This window comes from Coprobacter secundus subsp. similis (assembly GCF_015097275.1).
In the GTDB taxonomy this organism is placed as follows: domain Bacteria; phylum Bacteroidota; class Bacteroidia; order Bacteroidales; family Coprobacteraceae; genus Coprobacter; species Coprobacter secundus.
Genome location: NZ_AP023322.1, coordinates 898,996 through 918,463 on the forward strand (window position 1 = coordinate 898,996; position 19,468 = coordinate 918,463).

The window sequence follows — 19,468 nt, forward strand, 5'->3', positions numbered from 1 at the left end:
AAAGTTATAGTTACAATGAAATATACCCAATGCTCATTACCTAAATCGAAATATGACCGAATAATCTTAGGTCATGGTGGCGGAGGCAAACTGACACAATCACTTTTGTCTGATTTATTTTTTCCTGCATTTGCTAATCCGTTTTTAAATCAGCAGCATGATGGTGCCATACTTCCAGTTCATGATGGACGTTTAGCCTATACAACAGATTCTTTTGTTGTAGATCCGCTCTTTTTCCCAGGTGGGAATATCGGAGATTTGGCAATTAATGGAACGGTAAATGATTTGTTATGTTGTGGAGTAATACCCCACTATTTGTCTGCAGGGTTTATTATTGAGGAAGGATTACCCTTTGATATTTTAAAAAAAATAATAAGCTCTATGGCAAAGGCTGCCCAAGAAGCAAATGTTGTTATTGTAACTGGAGATACCAAAGTTGTAGAACGAGGAAAATGTGATAAAATATTTATAAATACCAGCGGAATAGGTGTTGTGAGGCCAGATACTCAAATTTCACCCTTAAACGCACAGCCTGGAGATGTCATAATAGTTTCTGGGCAAATAGGAGCACACGGAATATGTATTTTGTCTACTCGAGATAACTTAGGATTTGAAACGACAGTGAAAAGTGATACGGCTTCTTTGGTTGATATTGTAGAAAATTTATTATCTGGTGTACCCGAAGTACATGTCATTCGCGACCCGACAAGAGGCGGATTATCAAGCACATTGAATGAAATTGCATCTACTGCACATGTTTCCATTGAACTGGAAGAAGAGCAGATTCCTGTGAGTGAAGCTGTCTGTTCCGCCTGTGAATTATTAGGATTGGATCCTCTTTATATCGCCAATGAAGGAATCATGCTTTTCATTTTGCCCGGTAAGTATGCAGAAGAAGCTTTACAACTTATCCGCAATAGCCCTCATGGCAAGAATGCGGCCATTATTGGGCGAGTAATCGGAGATGAAAAAGCCGAACTAAGCATGAAAACCAGCTTTGGAAGAAAAAGAATTATAGATATGGTATCGGGAGAACAACTTCCCCGTATTTGTTAACTGAATATTAATTGTTATGGGAGATAAAACTTTTTATCAGGAACTGATGGAGAAAGGCTATACTCGTCGTGATTTTCTTAAGTTTTGTGGATTAATGGGAGCTATGCTGGGCTTACAATCTACAGGTATATCACAAGTAGTTGATGCCTTACAGACCAAGCCTAGAAAACCCGTGTTGTGGTATCATTTTCAAGAATGTACTTGCTGTAGCGAATCTTTTCTCCGCGCCTCTCATCCTTTAGTCGGGCAGATATTGCTTGAAATGATTTCTTTGGATTATAGTGATACGCTGATGGCAGCGGCAGGTGAACAAGCTGAGGCCGTACGAAATCAAGCAATGAAGGATTTCTATGGACATTATATTATGATTGTCGAGGGTTCTATTCCTTTGGGAAGCCCCGGATATTGTACAATTGCCGGAAGAGATGCTAAATCGGTATTTGAAGAAGGAGCAAATGGCGCTGAAGCCATTATTGCCTGGGGAAATTGTGCCTCTTCAGGATGCATCCAACATGCTTATCCAAATCCGACTAAAACGGAACCAGTACATAAAATATACTCAGGAAAACCCATTATCAATGTTCAGGGATGCCCCCCTATCGCAGATGTGATGGCTGGTGTAATTACTTATATTCTTACATTTGGCAAATTGCCCGAACTGGATAACATGGGGCGCCCTGTTGTATTTTATGGTCGTAGGGTACATGATACTTGTTATCGCAGGCCAGCTTACGATGCAGGACTATTTGTGCAATCTTTTGATGACGAGAATGCAAAAAAAGGATATTGTCTTTATTATATGGGATGCAAAGGCCCGAATACATTTAATTCTTGCGCAGTTATCAAATGGAATAATAGTGTCAGTTATCCTATTCAATCAGGGCATGGATGCATCGGATGTTCAGAACCCAATTTTTGGGATTATGAACCTTTGTATAGTCATATCCCTTATGTACATGGTATTGGTATAGAAGCAACGGCCGATAAGATAGGAGCCGGCCTTACAGCTGTCGCATTGGGAGGAGTTCTGGCCCATGCAGTAGTAACAAATATTCAGAAACGGAAATTGATTAAAAATCAGATGGATGACTTGAGCATAAACGAGAATGAATTTGATAAAGATGAAAAAAGCGATATAAGGCAACAAGATAAAATTGATTCTCAGATTGATGATATAGAAAAAAATAAAGACATCCATAAAGATTAACTGATAAATATAAATAAATCATGGCCAAAAGAATAGTTGTAGACCCGATTACCAGAATAGAAGGTCATCTCAGAATAGAAGCAGATATAGAAAATGGGGTGATAAAGGATGCTTTCAGTACAGGTACAATGGTGAGAGGCATCGAAATCATTGCGCAGAATCGAGACCCAAGAGATGTATGGGCTTTCGTGGGACGAGTATGTGGAGTATGCACTTCGATACATTCTTTATGTTCAGTACGTGCTATTGAGAATGCGTTAGGTATTATTATTCCTCCTAATGCCCAAATGGTGCGAAACTTAATGCAAGCAGCATTGACAGAGCAAGACCATGTCGTCCATTTTTATCAATTACAAGCTTTAGACTGGATAGATGTAGTATCAGCATTAAAAGCCAATCCCAAAAAGACTTCAGAAATCGCCCAAAGCATATCTGCGTGGCCTAAGAGTTCGGTCGGATATTTTTCGGATGTGCAAAAGAAGATAAAAAAATTTGTCGAATCCAGTAAACTTGGTATTTTCTCCAATGGATATTGGGGACATCCAGCATATAAATTACCTCCAGAGGTAAATTTATTGGGAGTTGCTCATTATCTTGAAGCCTTAGAAGTACAAAAAGATATTGTAAAAATCCAAACTATTTTTGGGGGGAAAAATCCACACCCGAATTTTCTTGTCGGAGGTATGGCTTGTGCTGTAAATATCAATGATCCAAATGCTATCAATCTGGAACGCTTAAGTTATGTTGCAGAGATTATTCAAGAGACTCAAAATTTTGTTCGTCAAGTATACCTACCGGATGTATTGGCTATTGCTTCCTATTATCCAGAATGGACTCAAATCGGTGGAGGCTTAAGGAACTATATCTCTTACGGAGATTATCCGACCGGTAATTACGGAGAATTAAATACTTATCATAGTCCGAGAGGCATAGTAGTTGACCGAGACTTGTCAAGAATTGATGACTTTGACCCAACCGATATGAATGGCTTGCAGGAGTATATCAATAATTCGTGGTACTCATATACACAAGGTAAAAACGTAGGATTACATCCTTCTGTAGGAGAAACAAACCTTGATTATACAGGCCCGACTCCACCCTACGAATACTTAGACAATAACAAGCCATATAGCTGGATAAAGACTCCTCGTTACAAAGGCTTGCCCATGGAAACAGGACCTTTAGCCCGTTTTATTATCGGTTATGCCAGTAAAAAAGACGACTATATTGAGATTACAGACCGCTGTTTAAAACAACTTAATGTGCCGTTTGAAGCAATGTACTCTACTATTGGACGTACCTTAGCCCGGGCTATGGAATCAAATTTAATAGCTGACTGGATGGAAGAATCTTATATAGAGCTTCTTTCTAATATAAAATCTGGTGATTATAGGATGTTTAACGGTATTTATTGGGAGCCTAAAACTTGGCCTGATAAAGCCCAAGGATACGGCTTGACAGAAGCTCCTCGAGGAGCATTGGCCCATTATGTGAACATCGAAAATCGCAAGGTAAAAAATTATCAAATGGTTGTTCCTACAACTTGGAATGCTTCACCAAGAGATACTAAGGGACAACGTTCGGCATTCGAAGCTTCTTTATTAGGAACTCCTGTTCATAATGCAGAAGTTCCTTTGGAAATAATACGAACAATACATTCATTTGATCCATGTATGGCTTGTGCTGTACATCTTTATGATGAAGAAGGAAAACATGTACATCAGTTTGATGCACTTTAAATGCATATAGTTATGATTAGTCGTAAAGCACCTTTGAGAGAGGTATATGTATGGCAATTACCTGTGCGTATTTTCCATTGGGTAAATGCCTTTGTGATAACTGTATTATGTATTACCGGATATATTATCGGAGATCCTCCAGCTATTATGCATAGTACTGCACCTGAAGCGAACTATTGGTTTGGTTGGGTTCGCTTGGCTCATTTCATTGCAGCTTTTATATTTGTTGTAAATTTTGCTGTCCGTATATATTGGTTTTTTGCTGGAAATTCATTTGCCAAATGGTATAATTATATACCTTTAAAAAAGAAACAATGGCGAGGAATTTTTGAGACAATCAAAGTTGATGTTCTTTTATTATCTCCAAAACCCGTATATGATATTGGACATAATAGTCTGGCCGCTTTTACTTACTTTGGGCTTTTCATTATTATGGCAATACAGACATTTACAGGATTTGCCATGTTTTGTGTTTCTACTAATAATATTTTTGAACCATTTTTCACATGGCTACTTTTTGAAATGGGAGGTTTTTTCCCAGTCAGAAATATTCATCATATACTGATGTGGGCATTTATTTTATTTGCCATAGCTCATATCTATTTGGTTTTTTATCACGATTATATAGAACGAAATGGAATAGCTTCTTCTATCATCGGTGGTTGGAAATTTATAAATGCAACCATTGTAGAAGAGGCAGAAAAGGAAGAATTAGAACAGGAAAAAATAAAATTAGATGAAAAACGCTTAGAAACAATAGAGAAAAAAATAAAAGTATAGAATCGACATAAAATATAGAAAATGAAAGATATTCTAATTTTAGGAATCGGTAATTTAGTCCTGAAAGATGAAGGAGTAGGTATTCATATAATACATCGACTTGAGCAGATGCAATTACCAGAAGGAGTGGATATTCTTGATGGAGGGACCGGAGGGATATTTTTGATAGGAACATTACAACAATATCGTCATATTATAATGATAGATGCGACATTAGATAGTCTCCCTCCGGGAACAGTCAGAAGGATAAAGCCCCGTTTCTCCATAGATTATCCGCTTTTACTCAGTGCACATGAAATCGGGCTCAAAGACATGATAGATGCAATGATATTACAAGACAATATACCAGATATAGAACTTATTGTCGTGACAGCTAAAGACATTCAAGAGATAGGAATGGAACTTAGCCCGGATGTAAAGAAAAGTATGAATAATATTATCGAATTGATTTATGATATTATCAATGAAATTCGATGTAAACAATTGAATTTTGGAAGAGAAATCATGTATAGAGTCAAGCCATAATTAATTTAGAATAGATACTAATTGAATTTTACAGGAGCAATTTTTCCCATTAAAGATATAATCTGACGTTTTCGTTTTTGTATATATGGGGACGGCTGGGCAGAATTGAATCGTATCGGATTAGGTAATGTTGCTGCAATAAGGGCACATTGAGATTTAGATAAATTCTTAGCTGTAACATTGAAGTGTTTTTGGGCAACAGCTTCTGCTCCATAAATATTTTTACCCATCTCTATTGAATTGAGATACACTTCCATAATTCGTTCTTTCCCCCAAATATGTTCGATAAGAAATGTAAAATAAACTTCAAGCCCTTTTCGTATAAAAGAATGGCTTGGCCACAAAAAAACGTTTTTAGCTGTTTGTTGTGATATAGTACTGGCACCTCTGGGCTTTTTACGAGTTTTATTTTCTTCTAAAGCTTTCTCTATTTGGACAAAATCAAAACCCTTATGTTCTAAAAATAGATTATCTTCTGAAGCAACGACAGCTTGGGGCAACCAATGTGAGATTCTATCTAATGGAACCCATTGATGGTGCCAAACAGGAGACTCTCCCCTACTCATATTCTGGACACTTCGAATAAGCATCAATGGAGTTATATATACTGGAATAAATCGTAGAAGTATAACAGATGAGATGGTGGAAATAAAAAAAAATAGAAGTGTGTATTTTATTATTTTCTTTAAGAGTTTCATATTTACTTCTACTGCTCAATAATTTCTTACAAACGTAGGAAAGTTTTTTGATATTATTCCAATAAAAGACTTAAAAAATTATTGAAATCTGATTTCTAAAAACATTTTATCTTGTTTATATAATGGCGAAATCATATTGTTGTTTGTATTTCGTAAAGGCGGTGCAACGGAATATTATTTTCTATATTTCAATAAAAGTAAGGACCAATGCATCCATAAACAAATAAAAAGGTATAATTTTGCAATGTATAGGTAAAAAAGAAAAAGATATGAGTTTCAATATTCCTAAAAGTGACAAAAAAAGGGTTATCATTGTCGGTGGTGGTTTTGGGGGTCTGAAATTGGCCAATAAATTGAAAAGGTCAAATTTTCAGGTTGTTTTAGTAGACAAGAATAATTATCATCAATTTCCTCCTCTTGTATATCAGGTAGCTTCGTCGGGAATGGAGCCGAGCTCTATTTCATTTCCATTTCGAAAAATTTTTCAAAAACGTAAAGATTTCTATTTTCGTATGGCAGAGGTCAGAGCTATCTTTCCAGAAATGAATATGATACAGACATCTATCGGTAAAGCTGAATATGATTATCTGGTATTTGCTGCAGGGACAACAACGAATTTCTTTGGAAATGAACATATAGAAGATGAGGCTATGCCTATGAAAACTGTGTCAGAAGCCATGGGATTGCGGAATGCTCTACTTTCAAATATAGAAAGGTCAATAACCTGCTCTACAGATAAAGAACGGCAGGAGCTTCTCAATATTGTTATTGTTGGAGGTGGGGCTACAGGCGTTGAAATTGCAGGAGTTTTATCAGAAATGAAACGGTTTGTACTCCCTCATGATTATCCCGATATGCCAAGTAGTCTGATGCATATATATCTTATAGAAGCCGGACCTCGTTTATTGCCGGGTATGTCGACAGAATCTTCAGAAAAAGCCGAACAATTCTTAAGAGAAATGGGAGTAAATATATTACTGAATAAGAAAGTTGTCGATTATAAAGATCATAAAGTAATTCTTGAAGATGGCTCAGAGATTGCAACTCGGACATTTATATGGGTTAGTGGTGTTACTGCTATTCCAGTGGGTAATTTGAGTCCGACACTATTGGGACGTGGTAGAAGAATCAAAGTTGATGAATTTAATCGCGTTGAAGGGATGAATAATGTATTTGCAATTGGAGATCAATGTATTCAGACTTCTGATAAAGATTACCCTAATGGACATCCTCAATTGGCCCAGGTTGCAATTCAACAAGGAAAATTACTTGCTGAAAATTTAAAACGCATCGAAAAAAGTAAATCCTTAAAACCCTTTCACTATCGAAATTTAGGATCAATGGCAACGGTAGGACGAAATCGTGCTGTAGCCGAATTCAGTAAAATAAAGATGCAAGGTTGGTTTGCATGGGTTATGTGGTTAGTTGTACATTTACGCTCTATTCTTGGAGTACGAAATAAAGTAGTCGTTCTTTTGAATTGGATATGGAACTATCTTACTTATGACCAATCTTTACGAATGATAGTATATGCGAAAAAAGCAAAAGAAGTTAGAGAAAGAGAGGCTTTAGAAGCAAAGACACACTTGGGCAATGATATTTTACATCCGGATAATAAATAAGATTATATGTTATTATTCGTTAAAAAAATATCAGACAGGAAATTTTTCCTGTCTGATATTTTTTTATATCATTTGACTAATGTAACGCTTAATGGCTGTTGTATTGCCGCAGCAGCTTCTTCTAGATAGGAAAACCAGGATTCTGGAGTGTCAAATCCGTATTTACTCCATCCTGCACCCCAATAATATACGAAATCTGAATCTGGAGTATACTCGCTGATAGCTAGAAGTTGTCCATCTGCTCCTCCTCTTTCATTTGTTTTTTCTTTTTCACTGTAAAATACCGGTTTCGCATCGTTCAAGGCTTGTGGAAATACAGCTCCGACATAGATTATACCATTATTATTGTTAACATTATCCGTCGGATCCGCATATCCAATATAGCCCTTATCAGCAGATGCAACATATCGACATACATCTGCAGGTTCATGAAGTACAATACCTGCAACAATAGGAGTATTTTCTTTCAGATTGCTATATGATACAGTTGTCTTATTTAATTGGGTACCAGCATCCAAACTTATAATACGAGTTTCAACAATATTACTGTCTCCTTTTACGGTCAGAGGATTATATTCTAATTTCACCGTGAAACGTAGTGGCCCGTTATCTAAGATTTCGAAAGATTTATAACAATAAGGGTAAATAATAGAATCATTGACCATCAAAGCAGCAGTACCACCTCCTAATGTAGGACCTACTTTATAACAATCCAGTCCATTACCATGATCTACATGATAAGAAACTGATTTATATAATTCATCAGCAGCTTTAGAGTCAGTCTTCTTTAGTTCAGCAATTTTTGCTTTGGTTTCAGGATTCAATTCTCCTGCATATCTATCTTCTACGACAAGGTCAGAAACAGATTTCACCCAAATATCATATCCAAAAGCACGCTCTCCGGTAGCTTGAAGAGCTGGGCCATATGTACGAAACGCAATTTTATCGTTTTCCCAAGCTATGTCATCAACACGTTCAGGATATTGTTTTCCTGTCGTCATTGTTGGAAACTGTTCAGGAGTACCCGGTTTTATTACATATTCTGATTCCATATTGGCTTTAACGTTTGCCGGAAAAATGATTTTTCCATCATAAGTAATCTGATAAGGTACTTGTTGTCCTTGAGCATCTATAATAATAAATGTAGCTGTATCATTAAGTTGCAATTTTTCTGTTACAGAGGACATTGCTACTTCTACAATTTCATTGCTCCGGTCAAAAGAAGAATCATTTTGAATGGCTATTTGTACCTCTTTTTTTTCAGTACACGAAAAACCAACAATGGAAAATAAGCTTAAAAAAAGTATTTTTCTCATTTTTATTATATAATTAAAGAAACCCTACATAGTCTTATAACTTAAAAGTTACAAGACTTGTAAGGTTTAGATATAAAATTTAGAATATTATTTAGGTTGTTTCCCGATATATGCTAATATACCACCATCCACATAAAGGATATGACCGTTTACAAAGTTTGATGCTTCAGAGGCAAGGAATACTGCCGGTCCCATCAAATCTTCAGGTGTTCCCCAACGTGCAGCAGGAGTTTTAGCAACAATAAATGCATCAAATGGATGTCTAGAACCATCAGCTTGTTTTTCTCTTAAAGGAGCTGTTTGCGGTGTTGCAATGTAACCCGGACCTATACCATTACATTGAATATTGTATTCTCCATATTCAGAGGCAATATTGCGAGTAAGCATCTTCAATCCTCCTTTAGCAGCAGCATAAGCTGAAACAGTTTCACGTCCGAGTTCACTCATCATAGAGCATATATTGATAATTTTGCCATGACCTTTTTTTATCATACTGGGGATAACTGCTTTAGAAACGATAAACGGACCATTTAAATCTATATCTATTACTTGGCGGAAATCTGCAGCAGACATTTCATGCATAGGTATACGCTTGATAATTCCTGCATTATTTACAAGAATATCAATAACTCCAACTTCTTTTTCGATTTGAGCAACCATTGCCTCAACCTGGTCTTCTTTAGTTACATCACATACATAGCCATGAGCTTTAATTCCTTCAGCTTCATAAGCAGCAAGACCTTTTTCTACCAACTCAGGTTTGATGTCATTGAAAACGATTTTAGCACCAGCTTGAGCAAAAGCTGTGGCCAAAGCAAAACCAATTCCATAAGAAGCACCTGTTACAAGTGCAACCTTACCTTCTAATGAAAAGTTTACCATAAAAATAAAGTTAGTGTGTTTTGTTAATTAATTCGATTTATCGCAATTCTGTATTTTTGTAGAAATCTTGATCTCCATAATCTAGATTTTCACCACCCATACCCCATATAAAAGTATAATTACGAGTTGCTGCAGCTGAATGTATTGACCATTCAGGAGATAATACAGCTTGTTCTCCTTGCATCCATATATGACGAGTCTCAGTAGGTTCTCCCATAAAGTGGCATACAGCTTCACCTTCTGGAACCTCAAAATAGAAATACGCTTCCATACGACGGCTATGAGTATGTGCCGGCATAGTGTTCCATACACTACCTGGTTGTAATTCGGTCATACCCATCTGTAATTGGCAGGTTTCCAATACCTGAGAAACCAACATTTTATTGATATTCCTATGATTAGATCCTTCTAATGAGCCCATTTCTGCAACCACAGCATCAGCTTTTGTCACTTTTTTATCAGGATATGTCTTATGAGCAGGTGCAGAGTTAAAATAGAATTTAGCAGGATTTTTCGGATCAATGCTTTCAAATGTAACAGTCCTTTCGCCTGCGCCAAGATATAATGCTTCTTTATAATTCAAATCAAATATTGCATCTCCGGCTTTTACTCTACCAGGTCCTCCAACGTTGAATATACCTAATTCCCTGCGAGAGAGGAAATGTGTTGCTTTTAAAGGATCTATGGCTTCGAGTATTAATGCTTCTCCTACTGGCTTGGCTCCACCAACAATAAGTCTATCATACATAGAGTAAACCATGTTTACTTCATTATCGGTAAAGATTTTTTCGATCAAAAAATCTCCACGTAATCTTGTTGTATCATAACTCTTTGCATCACGGGGATCACATGCATAGCGAAGTTCATAATTTGTTTTCATAAGTATCTGTTGTTAAATATGTAAATAACTCAATTTATATAATATCGATACCACATTTTATGTATGTAAGTACGTGAAAATGTGATTGCGTAATCGATTGCACAAATGTATAAAAAAAATATTATTCTACAATTTTTTTTCTTTACTTTTTTTCTTATCTCTCATTTTCAAGGAAGACTCCCTTTTCATCAAATCCGGTTGTAATAAAATACATTCTCTGTTCTCCATCTCGCTTTCATGGTTCATTTTTTTTAATAAAAGTTCTGCTACATTTTTACCCATTTCCCGGTTTTTTTGGTCTACTGAAGTCAAAGGAGGGTCAACAAACGAATCGAAAGGTTCATTGGCAAAACCTACGACAGATATATCTTGAGGAATATGTAATCCGCCGTTACGCAGAGTATGCATAACCCCTATTGCAGAATAATCTCCGGCAGAGAAAATTCCATCAGGACGATTTTTCATATTTAATATTTTAAGTCCAGCCTCCTCTCCTGTTACTAATGTAATACTGTTTTCAAGAATTAGCTCATCTTCTACAGGTATTTTTGCGTCTTCAAGGGCCTTTATGTAACCTTCTTTGCGTTTTCGGTATACACTAAGTGTCATAGGTCCCGCCAAATGAGCGATACGACGGCATCCTTGTGATATTAAATGCTGTACAGCATCATAAGAAGCTTGGAAATTATCAACTTCTACCATGCTACTAATAGGCTCTAAAGGAACTCGGTCGAAAAAGACAACAGGAATACCGGCAGAAATTGCTGTTTCAAAATGTTTATAATCAATGGTTTCTGATGCCAAAGAAACAGCTAATCCATCTATTTTTTTTGACATCATGGTCTTAACTATTGCTCTTTCATCATCATATCGTTCGTTTGATTGAGATACAAGTACACTATATCCGTTTTCATGAGCTATACTTTCTATACCACCGATAACAGAAGCAAAGAAATGACGATCGATACGTGGAACAATTACTCCAATGACAAAGCCTTTTCCTGTTCGTAAATGATGAGCTACTGGGTCTGGATGATAATTCATTTTTTTTGCTAATTCCAAAACCGCAGCTTTCATTTTTGCACTAATTCTCGGATGATTTTGTAAAGCTCTCGATACGGTAGAGGCTGAAGTGTTTAATTCTTTAGCCAAATCATTGATAGTAACTTTATGTATTCCAGACATCTTCTTTATCTTTTAATAAATTTTGTAGCGACCCATTTATTTTTCTCTATATAATTTTCAAATTTCAGGTCGCATTTCTCAGCTTCTTCCTTAATTACAGGGATGTCATCTACATAAAACCCACTGAAATATATTTCTGATCCAGAATGCATACATCGTACATAGACGTGCATATCATTTAATAAAATATTACGATTGATATTGGCATATATGATATCATATGTTTCGTTTCCTAATAATTCTACCCCTCCTAATTTTACAGAAATATCTGAAACATTATTTAATGCAATATTCTCTACTGCATTTTCGTAAGCAAAGGGGTCTATATCTATGGCTGTTATTTTGTCAGCACCCCGTTTTGCTGCTAAAATAGCTAAAACAGCTGTACCACATCCCATATCTAATACTTTTTTCCCTGAAACATTCCCTTTCAATATACTGGTAAGTATCAGACTTGTTGTTTCATGATGACCTGTCCCAAATGCCATTTTGGGATCGATAATAATGGAATATTTTGCTTGTGGTATATTCTTGTGATGAGTACTGTATATGACACATTCATTATCTATAACAATAGGCTGGAAATAGTTTTTTTCCCATTCCTCATTCCAATTTTTCCCTTTGATTGATTCTATTACATAACTTATGGTTGCATTGAATGGAAAGTTTTCAATAACAGACTCTAACTTTTCTTTATTGAATAAGGATGTTTGAATATAAGCATCTAATCCTGTCGCTGTCTGAACAAAACTCTCAAATCCTATGTCTGCAAGTAATGCAGATAAAATATCCGATACCGTTTCGGAATATGGTGTAATCTGGACTTTTACATTAATATAATCATTCATTCTTTCTTGTTTTACTATATCTTATTTTTGTATTATCCGTTGTCCTGCATATATTTTTGAAACAAATTTTCAACTTTTCATTTTTTTCATCAATCTGGGATATACGATGTTTTTTACGTGCCCATAATTGGGTTGTAATTGCAAGACTTTTTGGTACATCTTTTCGGCTTCAATATAATTTTCATTTTTTTCTTCGACAAGACCTATAGTTGTAAGTAACTGTATGTACATCCAATTATTCTTTATATATCCATCATGACTTTCCATATATTTCAAGGCTTTTTGGTAGCCTGCTAATGCCTTGTCTTTATCTCCTCCAAACATAGATGGCATATAGAAAAGGATATTGGAATACAAGATATTTACATAAGGGTCATTAGGATTTAGAGATATTGACTTTTTTGCCTTGGACATCATACCTTTAGCCAATGTTGCTGCTTTTATTGGAGAGAGAGCTATTTGGTATCCAGTAAGGTTTGCCATCAGCCCTAATAATAAAGCATCATTCGGCGTTTGTTTGTACATTTGATTTGCCAAAGCCAAGGCATTTGCCAATACTCTTTCCGCATCGTCTTTTCTTTTTTTATCCAACAAATGTCCCACAAGACCATAATAGTAAGTCAGTGTTTCAAGTTGACAATCATAGTTCTGCCATTCTGGGTCTTTCGAAATTTTATTAATCAAGATTTCCCACTGGGGCATTTTACCATTGATATACATATTAAATGCTGTTGCTTTGTAGTCAATATTAGCAGCTTGAATTAAAGATATGGACAAAAACCATAATATTACTAAACTTGATGCTATTTTTTTCATTTTATATTTTTTATTTCTCTCCAATTATAAAATTGGAACTGAATAATAGGCAGCAAAGATAATATTTTGCTCGAAAAAGAAGAAATTATTGAATACAAACCCTGGCAACAAGTTATCATCCTAAAATTTTATATATATCAGAATGCTATTTTAAAAGTTTATTAAGAGTACTGATTAGTTCTTTCCCTTTTAAATCTTTTGCAATTATAATTCCTTGAGGATTTACTAAAACCGTATGTGGTATCCCCTGAATGGCATATAGCATAATCGCGTTGGAATCCCATCCTTTTAAATCGGACATTTGAGGCCATGAAATTTTCATGTCATTTATATATTCTACCCATTCATTTTTGTTATTATCAAATGATACACCAACAATTTCAAAATTTTTATTCTTGAAACGGTCGTATATTTTTATTAATTCTGGCATTTGTTTACGACAAGGTGCACACCAAGATGCCCAAAAATCAATTAGAACATATTTTCCTTTTTGAATGTAATCAGATAAAGTAACAGGGCTACCACTCGGAGTTTGCATTTTCAAATTGATATAAGGCATGCCGATTTCTACATTTTTGTTCATAGATAACAATTTTGAAAATGTTTGAATTGCTGGGTTATGCTCAAAAAATTCTCCCCCATTTTCAATAATCTCTTTTTGGGTTTCGGGAGGAAAAAGAAAACTGTTCTGAATAAATAAATATACACCAGAAATATTGTTAGTATTGTTTAAAATATAGTTTCGTGTCAAATCTTTTAGTTGAGTTTCATATTCTCCAAATTCTTTCTGCAATCTAACAAACAAACTATCTGTTAATTGCCCCTTTACGTATGTTGTGACATATTGCCGGCTCAGCTGTTCTAGTTTTATATCGAGAAATGACCTATCATCCATATAGTTTTGGAATTTATCATTTAATTCTGTACCTGAAATAGAAGATAATGTATCTATTCGGGCTCTTAAATTTCCATTTTCAAGAATAAAAAGAAGTGGGGTAAAAGGAAGTTTATCTTTACCCGATATGGAGATAAGAGCCATTGTTGCGGTATCTTGCCTACCTTTAAATGAAAAATGTCCATCTTTGATGTGGGCACTGTCGATATTTATAAACGACTGGCCCTGCTGCTTTTGCAAAATAACGATATCGCCATTAGCAATAGAGTCGATAGTACCTTCTATATTATAGTTATCGGAACAAGATAATGTTATAGTTAATATCAATATTCCTGATATTATTTTTGAATACATAGTTTACCTTTTTTAATTTATGTATTCAAAACAAAATAATAAGGAATAAAGTTTTTAAGAATTTGTAAATTAACTATGTATAAAAGAGAATATAATATGAAATTTAGCGGCGGAATATATTCCGAATTTTTCGAAACATCCGAAATCCAAACATAAGACCATCAAATATTGCGACGCTTTTAGCGAATGTACCCATGAAAGATGAAGTTGTTGCTTGGCGCGAAAACGGTGCAGTCAGTTGATGATAAGATTCTTGCAATTTTACTTGTTGCTCGGCAATTTGATTTTTCAAATTCCGCTTGTAAGATACTAAAGAATCAAATGTAATTTTTCCATTTTTGTCGCTCAGGTTCATTGTTCAGAATTTTGTTTGTCAGAATCTATCAAAAATAAGCCTGCTAAAAATCTTACAATTGGATTTATTATCAATTGTTTCCTGAAGAAAAAGGAAATAATTAATAACAAAAGAGGAATACATCCGATAATTAAAAAACTAACAGTTAATCCTCCTACATGAGGAGCCAATATATACGCAAATGCAAAAAGAAAATAAAATAGTGCAGCTGTTCCTAATATTACAAACAGCATGAGTAGTAAAAATGCAGTGACTAATACTGTAAGTTTTTCTACTCCTTCTACTTTTAATAAGTCCCGTTGTAATATGAGGTATTTTTTTATTTCGGAAATTATTCGGTGAACAGATGATTGTTTAGTATCCACTTCGGGCATTACGATTGATTTTTATTAGGATTATTTCATTTTCACTATCAACAATTTGTAATCAAGTGTATTAAATTTATCCGGCATTACAATACCATCTTATAATGCCGGATATAATTCGGCAGATATTTATTCTTCACTGCCTCCACTAATTTCGGTTGCAATTTGGTCAACAAGCTCATCCATCTCTTTGCGATTGAGTTTTATACCCTTCTCACGTAAAATACGAACAATGCGTTGACGAGTATCAATTCCTTTTTCTGGAGCAAATAAAATGCCCAATGTAGCACCTACAGCGGCACCTCCTAAAAATGCAAATAAAGCTGATAAATTTTTCATAACTATGATTTTTAGTGTTATTACAAATATAAATAAAAAACAAGAGTATATACCTCATTTGTTCAGAAATATGTCACTTTTTTTAATATATTTTATTTCCTCGTTATTTATATGCGGTAAGTTAAAATTATCTGTAATTTTAACTAAAAGAGCTGTATCTAAATATAACGAAAATATGGATTTGTATTATCTTTGTACTCTTTATAAAATGGATGCCTAATTATGTCAGAGAACAATATCTTTATAAAAGGAGCAAGAGTAAATAATCTAAAGAACATAGATATTGAAATTCCAAGAAATAAATTAGTTGTAATTACGGGATTATCTGGCTCAGGTAAGTCTTCATTGGCTTTTGATACTCTATATGCAGAAGGCCAACGTCGCTATGTGGAAAGTTTGTCTGCATATGCTAGACAATTTTTGGGGCGTATGAGTAAACCTGAGTGTGATTTTATAAAAGGTATTCCACCAGCTATAGCCATAGAACAAAAAGTCAATACTCGCAATCCTCGTTCTACAGTAGGAACCTCTACAGAAATTTATGATTATCTACGATTACTTTATTCTCGTATTGGAAAGACCATCTCTCCAGTTTCAGGGAAAGAAGTAAAGAAGCATCAAGTCGAAGATGTTGTTAAATGTATGCTTTCTTATCCCGAAGGTACACGTTTTGCAATATTGACCTCTATTCATTTACCTGAGGGGCGATCGTTGAATGCGCAATTGGATATTTTGTTGAAAGAAGGTTACAATCGAATAGAATATCAGGACAAAATACTTAGAATCGAAGAGATAAAAAATAATACAGGCAATTTTGACGAGGGAAGTATAAGATTATTGATAGACCGTTTGAGTTGCTCTTCAAACAATGATACAATAAGCCGATTATCTGATTCTGTAGAAACAGCATTTTTTGAAGGAGGCGGAGAATGTATTGTAAAATTCTATATATCAAATAATAAGACTGAGGAACATCTTTTTTCTAAACGATTCGAAGCTGATGGAATTATTTTTGAAGAGCCGAATGATTTGATGTTCAGTTTCAATAGTCCGGTGGGTGCATGCCCTACCTGTGAGGGATTTGGTAAAGTTATCGGTATAGATGAAGATTTGGTAGTACCCAATAAAGCTTTATCAATATATGAGGATGCTGTTGTTTGCTGGCGAGGAGAAAAAATGGGCGAATGGAAAAAAGAGCTTGTTCGTGTTTCTGAAAAAATAGGTTTTCCCATTCATCGACCATATTATCAATTGACATCAAAGCAAAAAGAATTATTATGGAACGGGAATGAATATTTTGAAGGAATAAATGATTTTTTTCGCATGTTGGAAGAAAATCAATATAAAATTCAATATAGAGTAATGCTAGCTCGATATCGGGGGAAAACATTATGTCCGAATTGCAAAGGAAGTAGGCTGAAGCCTCAAGCTCAATATGTTAAGATTGGAGGTAAATCTATTTCAGAATTGGTACAATTACCGATTACTGAATTGAAAGTTTTTTTTGACGAACTTATGCTGGATGAATACGATACGTCCGTTGCAAAGCGATTATTAACCGAGATAAACAGCCGTATTACATTTCTTCTTGATGTGGGTTTGGGATATTTGACACTTAATCGTTTATCTTCTACCTTATCTGGAGGGGAAAGTCAGCGGATAAATTTGGCTACATCATTAGGTAGTAGTTTGGTAGGGTCTCTTTACATACTAGATGAGCCCAGTATCGGATTACATTCTCGAGATACTGGATTATTGATACAAGTATTACGAAAATTACAAAATTTAGGGAATACGGTTATTGTTGTAGAGCATGATGAAGATATAATAAAAGCTGCTGATTATATTATAGATATAGGGCCGAAAGCTGGTAGATTAGGTGGTGAAGTCGTATACCAAGGTGATTTGTCAAATTTAAAGAGGGCATCGAAAAGCTATACTGTTCGGTATCTGACAGGTGAAGAAATCATAGATATACCTGAATACAGGCGACCGTGGAATATGTCAATCAATATTGAAGGTGCAGCTCATAATAATCTAAAAAATATAAATGTTTCATTTCCTTTACAAGTAATGACTGTGGTGACGGGAGTTAGTGGTTCTGGCAAATCTTCATTGGTCAGAGATGTTCTTTTTAAGGCATTATCACGTTATTATGATGAGGGAAGTGAATTGCCGGGAACATATAATAAACTTTCTGGAGATATCGACTTTATGAAACATATCGAGTTTGTCGATCAAAATCCTATTGGTAAATCATCCCGTTCAAATCCTGCTACATATTTAAAGGCTTATGATGAAATCCGAAAATTATTTGCAGAACAACAGGGAGCAAAACAAATGGGGTTTACCCCAGCTTATTTTTCCTTTAACGTAGAAGGTGGGCGCTGTGAAGAGTGTAAAGGTGAAGGTACGATTACTGTGGAAATGCAATTTATGGCAGATATTACATTGGAATGTGAAAGTTGCCATGGAAAAAGATTTAAGCAAGAGGTGTTGGAAATCGAATATCATGGAAAAAATATCAATGATGTCTTGGATATGACAATAAATCAGGCAATTGAATTCTTTTCTGCATATCCGGGTAATACTGAAAATAAAATTATTAAAAGGTTACAACCGTTGCAAGATGTAGGATTAGGTTACATAAAGTTAGGGCAATCATCTTCTACTCTTTCTGGTGGTGAAAACCAAAGAGTTAAGTTGGCATACTTTTTAAGTAATGAAAAATTGGAGCCTACGATTTTTATATTTGACGAACCTACAACCGGACTACATTTTCATGATATAAAGACTTTATTGAAAGCATTTAATGCATTGATAGATAAAGGCCATACTGTGATTATAATTGAGCATAATATGGATGTTATCAAATGTGCCGATTATATCATAGATATAGGGCCTGAAGGTGGAGATAAAGGTGGCTATCTGGTTTGTGCGGGTACACCTGAAGATATTGCAAATTGTTCTAATTCCTATACCGGAAAATTCTTAAAAGAGAAGTTGGCATGATACGATAATTTCTACATAAAATAAGGCCCGGGACTATCAAGTATTCCCGGGCCTTATTTTATGTAGATTACTTTTATCTAATGCGATCCATAGATTTTACCAAATCATCATCTTGTTTTATTTTTTTCATAGCTAAATAATCCAAAATCAAGGCGGCAATAGGCATTGTTAAAGACGCCTCCAATGCGATACTTTGAGCAGCAAGGTCATTCTGTATAGTCCACCAATAAATAAAAAAGACCAAATAAAAAGCTAATATCAATAAAAAGTTAAATTGACAACATCGTATTTGTAATGGTCTTTTCTTATAAAAGAAAATGGATATAAATGCCAATATACCTGAAAGAGATAAAAGTGTTGTGAGTGACCAAGTTGTAACAGCTGTAAATGAAGGTTCTCCCAAAGAAACTACACCATATGACATAAACTCAAAAGATGCATTTGCTGTATTGAAACTTGCCAAGGGCATGAAAATTAATGTAATCATTAAGGCCGCTACAATTAATAAAAATATAGATTGAATTCTTTGTATCATAATAATATTTGAGTAAATATTGTTTTATCTATTCAACATAATTATAAGATAAATGTTGA

The 19,468-nt window shown here is 34.9% G+C and carries 19 protein-coding genes; 7 read left to right on the forward strand and 12 right to left on the reverse strand.

Translation table 11 applies throughout. The annotated features are described in order from the left end of the window. Window positions 1–15: 15 nt before the first annotated feature. Genes hypE through Cop2CBH44_RS03360 form a run of 5 tightly spaced genes read left to right on the forward strand, consistent with a single transcriptional unit; the run spans window position 16 to window position 5,307 of the window. The gene (gene hypE / locus Cop2CBH44_RS03340; protein WP_200755542.1) at window positions 16–1,056 is read left to right on the forward strand and encodes a hydrogenase expression/formation protein HypE; all 1,041 of its coding nucleotides are present in this window, start codon (window positions 16–18) and stop codon (window positions 1,054–1,056) included. A gap of 16 nt (window positions 1,057–1,072) precedes the next feature. Continuing rightward, window positions 1,073–2,263, forward strand: a complete 1,191-nt coding sequence (locus Cop2CBH44_RS03345; RefSeq protein ID WP_021930345.1) for a hydrogenase small subunit — start codon at window positions 1,073–1,075, stop codon at window positions 2,261–2,263. Between the two features lie 20 nt (window positions 2,264–2,283). Next, window positions 2,284–4,002, forward strand: coding sequence for a nickel-dependent hydrogenase large subunit (locus Cop2CBH44_RS03350; RefSeq protein ID WP_021930346.1), 1,719 nt, complete (start codon window positions 2,284–2,286; stop codon window positions 4,000–4,002). A 12-nt stretch (window positions 4,003–4,014) separates the two neighbouring features. Beyond that, window positions 4,015–4,782 carry a Ni/Fe-hydrogenase, b-type cytochrome subunit gene (gene cybH / locus Cop2CBH44_RS03355; RefSeq protein WP_021930347.1) on the forward strand — a complete coding sequence of 256 codons (768 nt, stop codon included), beginning with the start codon at window positions 4,015–4,017 and terminating at the stop codon, window positions 4,780–4,782. Window positions 4,783–4,803: 21 nt separating this feature from the next. Next, on the forward strand, window positions 4,804–5,307 hold the full coding sequence (locus Cop2CBH44_RS03360; protein ID WP_021930348.1) for a hydrogenase maturation protease: 504 nt from the start codon (window positions 4,804–4,806) through the stop codon (window positions 5,305–5,307). Between the two features lie 17 nt (window positions 5,308–5,324). Here the strand turns inward: Cop2CBH44_RS03360 and mtgA are convergent, their stop codons facing one another. Next, entirely contained in the window at window positions 5,325–6,005 is a 681-nt protein-coding gene (gene mtgA, locus Cop2CBH44_RS03365) for a monofunctional biosynthetic peptidoglycan transglycosylase (protein ID WP_021930349.1), read from the reverse strand. Between the two features lie 269 nt (window positions 6,006–6,274). Between mtgA and Cop2CBH44_RS03370 the strand changes: the two genes are divergently transcribed. Next, window positions 6,275–7,627, forward strand: coding sequence for an NAD(P)/FAD-dependent oxidoreductase (locus Cop2CBH44_RS03370; protein ID WP_021930350.1), 1,353 nt, complete (start codon window positions 6,275–6,277; stop codon window positions 7,625–7,627). A 68-nt stretch (window positions 7,628–7,695) separates the two neighbouring features. Here Cop2CBH44_RS03370 and Cop2CBH44_RS03375 read toward each other — a convergent pair whose 3' ends face one another. From Cop2CBH44_RS03375 to Cop2CBH44_RS03420, 10 genes are all read right to left on the reverse strand, one after another. Next, a complete protein-coding gene (locus Cop2CBH44_RS03375) occupies window positions 7,696–8,943 on the reverse strand; it encodes a BT3233 family polysaccharide utilization protein (protein WP_021930352.1) in 1,248 nt (415 codons plus the stop codon). Between the two features lie 87 nt (window positions 8,944–9,030). Continuing rightward, entirely contained in the window at window positions 9,031–9,825 is a 795-nt protein-coding gene (locus Cop2CBH44_RS03380; RefSeq protein WP_200755543.1) for a gluconate 5-dehydrogenase, read from the reverse strand. A gap of 37 nt (window positions 9,826–9,862) precedes the next feature. After that, a complete protein-coding gene (gene kduI / locus Cop2CBH44_RS03385) occupies window positions 9,863–10,705 on the reverse strand; it encodes a 5-dehydro-4-deoxy-D-glucuronate isomerase (protein ID WP_021930354.1) in 843 nt (280 codons plus the stop codon). A gap of 126 nt (window positions 10,706–10,831) precedes the next feature. Beyond that, on the reverse strand, window positions 10,832–11,890 hold the full coding sequence (locus Cop2CBH44_RS03390; protein WP_200755544.1) for a LacI family DNA-binding transcriptional regulator: 1,059 nt from the start codon (window positions 11,888–11,890) through the stop codon (window positions 10,832–10,834). Window positions 11,891–11,895: 5 nt separating this feature from the next. Beyond that, complete coding sequence (gene prmA / locus Cop2CBH44_RS03395; protein ID WP_021930355.1) at window positions 11,896–12,738, reverse strand: 50S ribosomal protein L11 methyltransferase; 843 nt, start codon at window positions 12,736–12,738, stop codon at window positions 11,896–11,898. Between the two features lie 69 nt (window positions 12,739–12,807). Next, on the reverse strand, window positions 12,808–13,554 hold the full coding sequence (locus Cop2CBH44_RS03400) for a tetratricopeptide repeat protein (protein WP_200755545.1): 747 nt from the start codon (window positions 13,552–13,554) through the stop codon (window positions 12,808–12,810). A 145-nt stretch (window positions 13,555–13,699) separates the two neighbouring features. Further along, complete coding sequence (locus Cop2CBH44_RS03405) at window positions 13,700–14,803, reverse strand: TlpA disulfide reductase family protein (protein ID WP_200755546.1); 1,104 nt, start codon at window positions 14,801–14,803, stop codon at window positions 13,700–13,702. Between the two features lie 103 nt (window positions 14,804–14,906). Continuing rightward, entirely contained in the window at window positions 14,907–15,158 is a 252-nt protein-coding gene (locus Cop2CBH44_RS03410) for a hypothetical protein (RefSeq protein ID WP_021930358.1), read from the reverse strand. Next, complete coding sequence (locus Cop2CBH44_RS03415; RefSeq protein WP_021930359.1) at window positions 15,155–15,532, reverse strand: phage holin family protein; 378 nt, start codon at window positions 15,530–15,532, stop codon at window positions 15,155–15,157. The genes Cop2CBH44_RS03410 and Cop2CBH44_RS03415 overlap by 4 nt, the downstream gene beginning before the upstream one ends. A 120-nt stretch (window positions 15,533–15,652) precedes the next feature. Beyond that, window positions 15,653–15,862: a YtxH domain-containing protein gene (locus tag Cop2CBH44_RS03420; RefSeq protein ID WP_021930360.1), complete on the reverse strand. Its 210-nt coding sequence runs from the start codon at window positions 15,860–15,862 to the stop codon at window positions 15,653–15,655. Between the two features lie 222 nt (window positions 15,863–16,084). On the opposite strand from Cop2CBH44_RS03420, the gene uvrA reads away from it, so the two are divergent. Beyond that, window positions 16,085–18,874 (forward strand): excinuclease ABC subunit UvrA, encoded by a 2,790-nt coding sequence (uvrA, locus tag Cop2CBH44_RS03425; RefSeq protein WP_200755547.1) that lies wholly within the window; start codon window positions 16,085–16,087, stop codon window positions 18,872–18,874. A 73-nt stretch (window positions 18,875–18,947) separates the two neighbouring features. On the opposite strand, the gene Cop2CBH44_RS03430 is transcribed toward uvrA, so the two are convergent. Next, window positions 18,948–19,409, reverse strand: a complete 462-nt coding sequence (locus tag Cop2CBH44_RS03430; protein WP_021930363.1) for a DUF4293 domain-containing protein — start codon at window positions 19,407–19,409, stop codon at window positions 18,948–18,950. Between the last annotated feature and the right edge of the window lie 59 nt (window positions 19,410–19,468).

Excerpts from the sequence above, each read along its gene's own strand:
- Cop2CBH44_RS03400 (WP_200755545.1), bottom strand. The coding sequence starts at position 13,554 with ATGAAAAAAATAGCATCAAGTTTAGTAATATTATGGTTTTTGTCCATA.
- Cop2CBH44_RS03360 (WP_021930348.1), top strand. The coding sequence starts at position 4,804 with ATGAAAGATATTCTAATTTTAGGAATCGGTAATTTAGTCCTGAAAGAT.
- uvrA (WP_200755547.1), top strand. The coding sequence starts at position 16,085 with ATGTCAGAGAACAATATCTTTATAAAAGGAGCAAGAGTAAATAATCTA.
- cybH (WP_021930347.1), top strand. The coding sequence starts at position 4,015 with ATGATTAGTCGTAAAGCACCTTTGAGAGAGGTATATGTATGGCAATTA.
- Cop2CBH44_RS03380 (WP_200755543.1), bottom strand. The coding sequence starts at position 9,825 with ATGGTAAACTTTTCATTAGAAGGTAAGGTTGCACTTGTAACAGGTGCT.
- Cop2CBH44_RS03345 (WP_021930345.1), top strand. The coding sequence starts at position 1,073 with ATGGGAGATAAAACTTTTTATCAGGAACTGATGGAGAAAGGCTATACT.
- Cop2CBH44_RS03375 (WP_021930352.1), bottom strand. The coding sequence starts at position 8,943 with ATGAGAAAAATACTTTTTTTAAGCTTATTTTCCATTGTTGGTTTTTCG.
- Cop2CBH44_RS03430 (WP_021930363.1), bottom strand. The coding sequence starts at position 19,409 with ATGATACAAAGAATTCAATCTATATTTTTATTAATTGTAGCGGCCTTA.
- mtgA (WP_021930349.1), bottom strand. The coding sequence starts at position 6,005 with ATGAAACTCTTAAAGAAAATAATAAAATACACACTTCTATTTTTTTTT.
- prmA (WP_021930355.1), bottom strand. The coding sequence starts at position 12,738 with ATGAATGATTATATTAATGTAAAAGTCCAGATTACACCATATTCCGAA.
- hypE (WP_200755542.1), top strand. The coding sequence starts at position 16 with ATGAAATATACCCAATGCTCATTACCTAAATCGAAATATGACCGAATA.
- Cop2CBH44_RS03350 (WP_021930346.1), top strand. The coding sequence starts at position 2,284 with ATGGCCAAAAGAATAGTTGTAGACCCGATTACCAGAATAGAAGGTCAT.
- Cop2CBH44_RS03390 (WP_200755544.1), bottom strand. The coding sequence starts at position 11,890 with ATGTCTGGAATACATAAAGTTACTATCAATGATTTGGCTAAAGAATTA.
- Cop2CBH44_RS03420 (WP_021930360.1), bottom strand. The coding sequence starts at position 15,862 with ATGAAAAATTTATCAGCTTTATTTGCATTTTTAGGAGGTGCCGCTGTA.
- Cop2CBH44_RS03410 (WP_021930358.1), bottom strand. The coding sequence starts at position 15,158 with ATGAACCTGAGCGACAAAAATGGAAAAATTACATTTGATTCTTTAGTA.
- Cop2CBH44_RS03405 (WP_200755546.1), bottom strand. The coding sequence starts at position 14,803 with ATGTATTCAAAAATAATATCAGGAATATTGATATTAACTATAACATTA.
- Cop2CBH44_RS03370 (WP_021930350.1), top strand. The coding sequence starts at position 6,275 with ATGAGTTTCAATATTCCTAAAAGTGACAAAAAAAGGGTTATCATTGTC.
- kduI (WP_021930354.1), bottom strand. The coding sequence starts at position 10,705 with ATGAAAACAAATTATGAACTTCGCTATGCATGTGATCCCCGTGATGCA.
- Cop2CBH44_RS03415 (WP_021930359.1), bottom strand. The coding sequence starts at position 15,532 with ATGCCCGAAGTGGATACTAAACAATCATCTGTTCACCGAATAATTTCC.